Genomic DNA, 7,993 nt, shown 5'->3' on the forward strand with positions numbered 1-7,993 from the left:
ATCTCGGATGCCATGGCCGCTTCGCTGGCGAGCTCGAGGGCACGCGTCATCGCGCGTCGGTCGGCTGCGGTCATGCGTCGAGCCTACGACAGCCGTCGAGCCCGGCCCGAGTCCCGATGTCGTGCCTGACCGCGTGGCGCATTACCCTGTATTCATGCGTGTTCACGTGGCCGACCACCCTCTCATCACTCACAAGCTCTCGGTGCTGCGCGATGCGCGCACGCCCTCACCGGTGTTCCGACAGCTCACGGAGGAGCTCGTGACACTGCTCGCGTACGAGGCGACCCGCAACGTGAAGGTCAGCCCGATCGAGATCACGACCCCGGTGACCACCACGACGGGTGTGAAGATCTCGGAGCCCCGCCCCATCGTGGTGCCGATCCTGCGCGCCGGTCTCGGCATGCTCGAAGGCCTCGTGAAGCTGCTTCCGACGGCTGAAGTCGGCTTCCTCGGCATGGTGCGCGATGAGACCACCTTCGAGCCGACCACCTACGCCGAGCGGTTGCCCGACGACCTGAGCGACCGCCAGTGCTTCGCGATCGACCCCATGCTGGCGACCGGTGGTTCGCTCGCCGCCGCGATCCAGTTCCTGTTCGACCGCGGCGCCAAGGATGTCACGGCCATCTGCCTGCTCGGCACTCCCGAGGGCGTCGCCGCGATCGAGGCGATGGCCGGCGACCGCGACGTGACCCTCGTGCTCGGCGCGCTCGACGAGCGTCTCGACGAGAAGGGCTACATCGTGCCCGGCCTCGGCGACGCGGGCGACCGGCTCTACGGCACGGTCTGATCCTCGGCAGCGTACGACCTCTTCGGCGCGTCTTCCGCCTCAGATGGTGAGGCGGTAGGCGCGCTCATCTCCGTGGTGAGTGAAGCCCGCACGGGCGAGGATGGGCGCTGACGTCGAGACGCGACCCTTCACCAGGGCCGTCTTCGCTCCCCATGCCGCACCCTGCCGCAGTCTCTCGGCCAGCACTGCGCGGTAGGCGCCGCGACCGCGGTGGCTCTCCAGTGTGGATGCGCCCCAGAGCCGCACGAACCCGTCCTCGATCGTGCATCCCCCGGTGCTGACGGCGCGTCCATCGATGCGCGCGAGCACACGGAACCCGGTCTGCGCCTCGAGCGCCGCGGACACCTCGTCGAGTTCGGCCCGGAGACCCTCCTCATCGAGGGGCTGCTGGTGCCACACGGGCACATTGACGCCGTCGAGGTCGCGTACCTGATCGAGGGTACGCACGATCTCGGTGGACACGTCGGACGGCACCTCGACCTCCACCTCGTCGACGGGTCGTGCGAACACCGCCACCGTATCGACGTGCTCTGCCCCGCGTCGCCGAAGCTCGTCCTCGACGTCGGGCCGATCGGAAGGATTCGTCCAGAACGTGAACTGCGAGGCGCCCCATGCTCTCGTCCGCGCCAGTGCGCCATCCACCACGTCGACGGCCGACAGCGCGGAGTCGACCTGCGAACCTCGCACTCCCCCGCCGAACCGTGCAGGATCCCGCACGAGGAGCAGATGCTCGCGCTCGTGCTCACTGTCGCGGGGGAACCACACCCACGCTGCCGCGGCGCGCATGATCTGGTCGGTGGTGTGGGCGCTCACTCGGCCGCTCCGACGAGCCGGGCGAACGCGCTGAGCCTGGCGACGCCCTCAGGCGTATACGGCAGGTCGTCGAGCAGCGCGGGCGAGTGGATCAGGTAGGCGACGACCTGTGCTCGGGAGATCGCGACGTTGAGGCGGTTCTGGAGCAGCAGGAACTCCGGACCGCGCGGCGCATCCCGACCGCTCGACGCCGCGAGCGAGGTGATGGAGACCACTGCCTCCTTGCCCTGGAAGTTGTCGACCGTGCCGACAGGGACGTCGGGGAAGCCGGCGTCGGCGAGCGCGTCGAGCACCAGCTGACGCTGCGCGTTGTAGGGCGTGACCACGATGACGTCGGACTGCGCGAGTGGTCGCGTCGACGCCTCGGGGTCGTTGTCGGTGAAGACCCGGCCGACCAGATCGGCGACCAGGCGGACGACCTCTGCCGCTTCCTCGGGCGATTGCGTCGCGTTTCCGCGGTGGCGCAGCGGGATGACATGGAGACCCACGTCGACACCCTCGAGCGACCGGAGTTCGGTTCCGGGTGCCGAGGCGAGCTGTCCCGCGTAGGCGAGCTTCGACACCGGAGCGGCCACGAAGGGGTGCATCCGCCACGACCGAGCGAGGAAGTAGCCGTACTCGGGCCGCACGACCGGATCGCCGTCCATCACCCAGCCGAGAGCGGACGTGTCCACCGGTTCGGGGTGGGCGCCCTGGCTCACCTGCGGGAGCTGCTGCGGGTCGCCGAGGAGCAGCAACCGTTTCGCTCCGGCCGCGACCGCGATCGTCGAGGCGAGCGAGAACTGCCCCGCCTCGTCGATCACGAGGAGATCGAGCCCGGCCCGTTCGACGCGCTGGGTGTTGCTGAAGTCCCAGGCCGTACCGCCCACGACCGCGCCCTCACCGGCGTGCTCGGCGAGGAAGGAGGCCATGCCGTTCTTCGGGATCACGGTGTATGACGGGTCCGCATCGGGATCCTTCGGCGCCTTCGCCACCTGGGCGGGCGAGACGCCGTCGGCGACGATCCGCTCGAGAAGCGTGTCGATGATGGCGTGCGACTGCGCCACGACGCCGACCTTGAAGCCGTGCTCGTTGACCAGACGCGCGATCACGCGCGAACCCGTGTAGGTCTTCCCCGTCCCCGGAGGGCCCTGCACGGCGAGGTAGCTGTGATCGAGGTCGAGCACTCCGCGCACGATCGCATCGATCGTGTCATCACCTGCTTCCGGGAGCGCGCCGCCCGAGAAGGTGCGCGGGGGCAGTCGGCGCAGGATGTCGGTGGCCGCATCCTGGGGGAAGCCCGGCGCGGCCAGGTGCACCGCGTCGGCCCACTCGTCGATCGCGCCCTGCAGCGACACCACCCGAGGCGGAGCCGCCGGAGTGAGCGCAAGCGGCAGCTCATCCCAGGTCTGTCCCTGCACAGCCGCTTCTGTGACGAGGTAGCCGTCGTCGAGCACCTCGGCGATCGTGACCGTGTGCGGTACGTGGACGGCGCGTGAGGGCACCTCGGTGTCGAACGGGGCTGGCACCTCGTACAGCGCGAACGGCTGGGCACCGGGACCGAGCGTGGTGCCGGGTGACACCTCGCCGCGGATCTCGATGTCCCTGGACATCACTCTCCGCCCCTCGATGATGCTCCACTCCCGGACGACCGATGACGACGGACGGTCTACCCGCACCACATCACGCGTGCCGTCCCACATCGTGACCGGTTCGCGCAGCCTCTGGAAGTGCGACACCCAGAAGCTCTTCGCTTCACGGGGGAAGTAGTCGATGGCCGCGGCCGCGATGCGGTGCACCTGTCCGTCGCCGCCTGCCTCCACGGCGCGCTCCGCATCGGCGAGGAGCGCGACCGATCGGGGAGACGGCTCATAGATGACCTCGTCCGCGTCGTCGGGGGGCGCCGGCGTGACGCCCTTCTCCCTCGCGATGTCGATCAGCCAGTTGCGCAGGCGCCGTGTCGAGACGCAGTCGTAGCGGTTGTAGTCGGCGAGGTCGGCGAGGACCGCGTCTGCTTCGGACCGCTGCCCGGCCGCGGCGAGCTCGCGGGCCGCGACGTACTGCACGATCGAGTCGTCACCCTTCTGCACGTCGCTCGTCCGGACGTCGTCGCCCATGTAGAGCGGCTCGAGCTTCTTGATCGAGTACGACCGGGAGCCCACCCTGACCGTCCGCAGCACGAGCGGATACAGATCGACGAACACCCCTTCACGGAGCAGCCGATCGACCTCGCCTTCGCGCACTCCGTGCCGCGCTGCCATGGCCACGAGATGCGAGGTCTCGTACGGGGCATAGTGATAGATGTGCATTCCCGGATGCGCCGCTCTGCGGGCATTGACGAAGTCGAGGAACGTCTCTAGCGCCCGCTTCTCTTCGGCGAACGTATGCGCCCACAGTGCCGAGTACTGGTCGGCGTTGTCCACCCAGCCGAAGAGGTAGTCGATCCCCCAGTGCGCCTCGCCGTCGGGAGCAGGCTCGGTGTACAGCGGGTCGCCCTCGAAATCGAAGAAGATGTCGCCGTGGCTGGGGAGCGGGAGCGTGTGGATGGCCTGCGCGTAGTGCACGTCGAAGGTCGGCACACCCTCGGTGTCAGCCCGCAGCTGCAGGCGGGCCTGGGCACGGAGCGTCTCGAACGTATCGGCGTTCATCCCCGTCGGCGCCTCGATCGCGCCGGCCAGGGCGTCGATCGTCTCGATGCCTGCAGCCCGGAGCCGAGCTCGCTGCACCGGACGCATCCGCGCCACCATCAGCAGGTCCCGGTGTGCGAGCACCTGCTCCTCGCAGGTCGCGCAGCGCCCGCAGGCGACCACCTGGAGGTCACCGCGATCGTCGCCCCAGGCCAGAGGAGCGCCCGCGGCGCCGTCGGCGATGCGGCGATCCGCGATGAGGGCGCGCAGCCTTGCCCTGCGCACCTGGAACAACGGGAGCAGATCGTCGACGGCGTGCGTGCTGAGCGTGCCGTCTCCGAGGATCAGGTCCACCTCGTCGGAACGGGAGATCCGCAGGCGGTCGAGCTGGTCGACATATGCCGCGAGCTGCATGAGAGCTGTCACACGGGCTTTGCGGGCGAGCTTCGAGTCCTGCACACGCCAGCGCCCCTCATCGTCTTTGCGCAGGAAGTCCGCGAACCCGACGAACTCGTCCGTCGCGAAAGCCGCCTGGAACACGACGAGCGCATCCGAGCGCAGTGCAGCCACCGTCTCGTCGACTGCCGCAGCGAGCGCTTCCGCGTCGACCGAGGACACCTTCTCGATGCGGTGCACGTTCTCGTCACCGAGATCGTGGATGTACCGGTCGAGCACGTTCTGCTCGTGCACGTCGCCGAGCTCGGCCGCGCGCTTCAGAGTCGCATCCTCCGGCTCTTCGACGGCGGGGACGCGCCCCAGCTTCGCGTCGATCGCCCGGGCCCACGCGAACTCGCACTCGGCGGCCGCCTTGAGGTCGCTCGCGCTCCAGATGACGCGTTGCGCCTGAGTGTCGATCCGCACGATGCTCCCGTTCTGTCGGATGCTTCGACACTATCCGCGGCATCGGACACAGGCGAAAGCGGACGGCTCCTCGACGCGCGGGTTCAGCGCCACCAGGTGTCGTCGGGCGTCACCGGGAGGTGTCGCTTGTGCTGCGTCGCGAGATACCTGGCCTCGATGCGACCGGCGACCTCAGGATCGACCTCGCGCCCCTCGAGGAAGTCGTCGATCTGCTCGTACGTGAGGCCGAGTTCGTCCTCGTCGGCGCGTCCGGGCTGGCCGTCCAAGAGATCGGCCGTCGGCACCTTGAAGGCGAGTCGGTCCGGAGCGTCGAGGAACTGCAGCAGCGAGCGTCCCTGCCGCTTGCTGAGCCCGGACAACGGGAGGATGTCGGCAGCGCCGTCACCGAACTTCGTGTAGAAGCCGGTCACCGCCTCCGCCGCATGGTCGGTGCCGATCACCAGCAGTCCGTCGTGACCGGCGAGCGCATACTGCGTGACCATGCGGACGCGAGCCTTGATGTTGCCGCGGTTGAAGTCGCTGATGTCGCTCGTGACCGCGAACTCGATGTCCTCCTCCACCCCGTCGACACCGTTCTGGATGTTGACCTCGACGGAGGAGTCGGGCGCGATGAACGCCAGCGCGGCTTCCGCGTCTTCGGCATCGTGCTGAACCCGATAGGGCAGACGCACCGCGAGGAACTTCGCCTCGCCGCCCTCGGCGCGCACACGCTCCACCGCGAGCTGTGCCAGACGGCCGGCCAACGTGGAGTCCTGCCCGCCCGAGATCCCGAGCACGAACCCCTTCGCTCCGGTGGCACGCAGGTAGTCGGCGAGGAAGCCGATCCGACGATCGGTCTCGGCCTCAGGATCGATCTCGGGCCTGACGCCGAGGTCTTCAGAGATCTGCTTCTGCAACGACATGTCATCCTCCGTCTTGTCCTCGACCAGTATCGCCCCTGCGTGTTACGTCCGGGTGACACCGCGGCGTTCGCATGCTCCTGCCAGCGAAGGCCTGAGAGAATGGACCGGTGAAGCTCCTCGTCGCTGCCCTCGATTCCGAACTGTCCGCATTCCCGGAGGAGCTCGACGGCTTCGACCGACTCGTGACCGGCGCCGGAAAGCTGCCGGCCACGTACGGCCTGACCCGCGCACTCGATGCCAAGGTCTACGACGAGATCGTGGTGGTCGGAACAGCCGGAGCCATCGAGCCCGGCCTCGAGGCGACCGTCCACGAGGTCGGCAGCGCGTTCCAGCACGACGTCACCGACCTCGACGGCGTTCGCGGGCAGCACGTCTCACTGCCTGCACGCGTCTCCACCGGACGCGACGGCGTGTTGATCGCGACCGGTGACCACTTCGTCGAGGACGCCGAGGTCACCGCCGTGATCCGCCCCTCCGGTGCTGCACTGGTCGACATGGAGACCTACGCCTTCATCTGGGTCGCCGAGCAGTTCGGTGTTCCGATCCGCGTGTTGCGTGCGGTGTCCGACCAGGCGGAAGACGGCGCGCTGACAGACTGGCGCGAGGCCGTCGCCCGCTGCAGCGTGCAGCTGCGCGACGTCATCCGCAGCGAATACGGCGTCTGACGCGCGACAGGCGGATCGCACTGGCCCGCGTCAGCGGGCGTCGATGATGCTGGGGCCGTTGGGCAGCGCTCGCACCGTGAGCTGCGCGGGGATCTGCTCCTGCATGGCCTCGACATGGCTGATCACACCGACGGTCCTGCCGCCCTGACGCAACTCATCGAGTGTGCGCATGGCCACGTCGAGAGTGTCACCGTCGAGGGAACCGAACCCCTCGTCGATGAAGAGGGTGTCCAAGCGGATGCCGCCCGCGCGTGCCGTCACGACCTCGGCCAATCCCAGCGCCAACGCGAGTGACGTGAGGAAGGTCTCACCTCCCGACAACGACTGCGGTGGTCGGGTCTGGCCGGTGAACGCGTCGAACACCACGATGCCGAGTCCGGAAGCCGCACCGCGGGCCGCGAGCGCGTCGGAGTGCCGCAGCTGATACCGCCCGGTGGACATCTCGTGCAGCCGACGGTTGGCCGCCTCGACGATCTCCTCGAGCTCTGCTGCGAGGACGAACGTCTCCAAAGTCATCTTGCGGGTGTTGACGCCCCTGCCCGCGATCGTGTCCGCGAGGTTCTGCAGCACCTCGAACTCCGCGGCCTCGTCGGCGCTGCGAGCCTGCTCGATCGCGGCAGAATCGATCAGCCCGCCGAGCCGTTCCGCGGTGCCGGCGGCCTTGGCTGCCTCGTCGACCGCCGTGGTCCAGAGGCTACGAGCTTCCGCTGATGCTCGTTCGGCCGGTGCCAGGTCGATGGGCTCTTCCGGCAGGGTGCGGAGTTCGAGGTCGAACAGCACGGCCCGCTCCTTCTCCCGTTGCACCGCGTGCTGCGTGATCCGCGCGTCCAGCGCTTCCTGGACTGAGAGCGGGCGCAGCGCCTCTTCCGCTGCTGCCTCGTCAGCGAACACGGAGTCCGCGAGACCGGCGTCGCGCTGTGCCTGGGCGCCGACGAGGGCCTCGGCCCTGCGCACGCGCTCGGAGATCGCCTGGCTCAGCGCACGCGCAGCCGCGACCTTGACCTCGTTGTCCGCCAGCCGTTCGGCGACCGTGGGGAATGCAGCCCGCGCCGCGGCGATCAGCTCCTGTGCCTCCGTGCGACGTTGACGCAGGACGGCATGCTGTTCGCGTGCCTCCGCCAAAGCCCTCGCGTCGTCTTCTCGTTCGGTGTCGAGATGCTCGAGCCGCGTCACGAGGTCCGCGAGCTGCGTGTCGAGCGCGGTCAGCGTCTCGACAGCCGCGCGGCTGTCCGCGAGAGCCGCAGCGGCCTCCTCGTACTCGGTCTCGGCACGTTCGACGTCGCGCCCGTCGGCGCGAGCGGTGGCGGCCGCGAGTTCGGCGCGGAGCGCAGAGGATCTGGATGCCAGCTCGCCTTCCCG

6 protein-coding genes are annotated in these 7,993 nt (G+C 68.9%); 2 read left to right on the forward strand and 4 right to left on the reverse strand.

Annotated elements, in window-relative coordinates:
- Positions 1-154 precede the first annotated feature (154 nt).
- The gene (upp, locus tag DSP71_RS09395; RefSeq protein WP_021198071.1) at positions 155-787 is read left to right on the forward strand and encodes a uracil phosphoribosyltransferase; all 633 of its coding nucleotides are present in this window, start codon (positions 155-157) and stop codon (positions 785-787) included.
- Positions 788-826: 39 nt separating this feature from the next.
- On the opposite strand, the gene DSP71_RS09400 is transcribed toward upp, so the two are convergent.
- The 3 genes from DSP71_RS09400 to nadE form a co-directional block, all read right to left on the reverse strand.
- The gene (locus DSP71_RS09400; RefSeq protein WP_113680959.1) at positions 827-1,600 is read right to left on the reverse strand and encodes a hypothetical protein; all 774 of its coding nucleotides are present in this window, start codon (positions 1,598-1,600) and stop codon (positions 827-829) included.
- Positions 1,597-5,067 (reverse strand): bifunctional RecB family nuclease/DEAD/DEAH box helicase, encoded by a 3,471-nt coding sequence (locus tag DSP71_RS09405; protein ID WP_113680960.1) that lies wholly within the window; start codon positions 5,065-5,067, stop codon positions 1,597-1,599. Before DSP71_RS09405 ends, DSP71_RS09400 begins: the two co-directional genes overlap by 4 nt.
- A gap of 83 nt (positions 5,068-5,150) precedes the next feature.
- The gene (gene nadE / locus DSP71_RS09410) at positions 5,151-5,969 is read right to left on the reverse strand and encodes an ammonia-dependent NAD(+) synthetase (RefSeq protein ID WP_061015528.1); all 819 of its coding nucleotides are present in this window, start codon (positions 5,967-5,969) and stop codon (positions 5,151-5,153) included.
- 107 nt (positions 5,970-6,076) lie between these two features.
- Between nadE and DSP71_RS09415 the strand changes: the two genes are divergently transcribed.
- Positions 6,077-6,634: a nucleoside phosphorylase gene (locus tag DSP71_RS09415; RefSeq protein ID WP_046747291.1), complete on the forward strand. Its 558-nt coding sequence runs from the start codon at positions 6,077-6,079 to the stop codon at positions 6,632-6,634.
- A 30-nt stretch (positions 6,635-6,664) separates the two neighbouring features.
- On the opposite strand, the gene DSP71_RS09420 is transcribed toward DSP71_RS09415, so the two are convergent.
- Positions 6,665-7,993, reverse strand: a 1,329-nt coding sequence (locus DSP71_RS09420) for an SbcC/MukB-like Walker B domain-containing protein (RefSeq protein WP_309472615.1), incomplete at its 5' end; no start/stop codon positions are given.

This window comes from Microbacterium sp. H6 (assembly GCF_003314775.1).
Taxonomy (GTDB): Bacteria; Actinomycetota; Actinomycetes; order Actinomycetales; family Microbacteriaceae; genus Microbacterium; species Microbacterium oxydans.

Excerpts from the sequence above, each read along its gene's own strand:
- upp (WP_021198071.1), top strand. The coding sequence starts at position 155 with ATGCGTGTTCACGTGGCCGACCACCCTCTCATCACTCACAAGCTCTCG.
- nadE (WP_061015528.1), bottom strand. The coding sequence starts at position 5,969 with ATGTCGTTGCAGAAGCAGATCTCTGAAGACCTCGGCGTCAGGCCCGAG.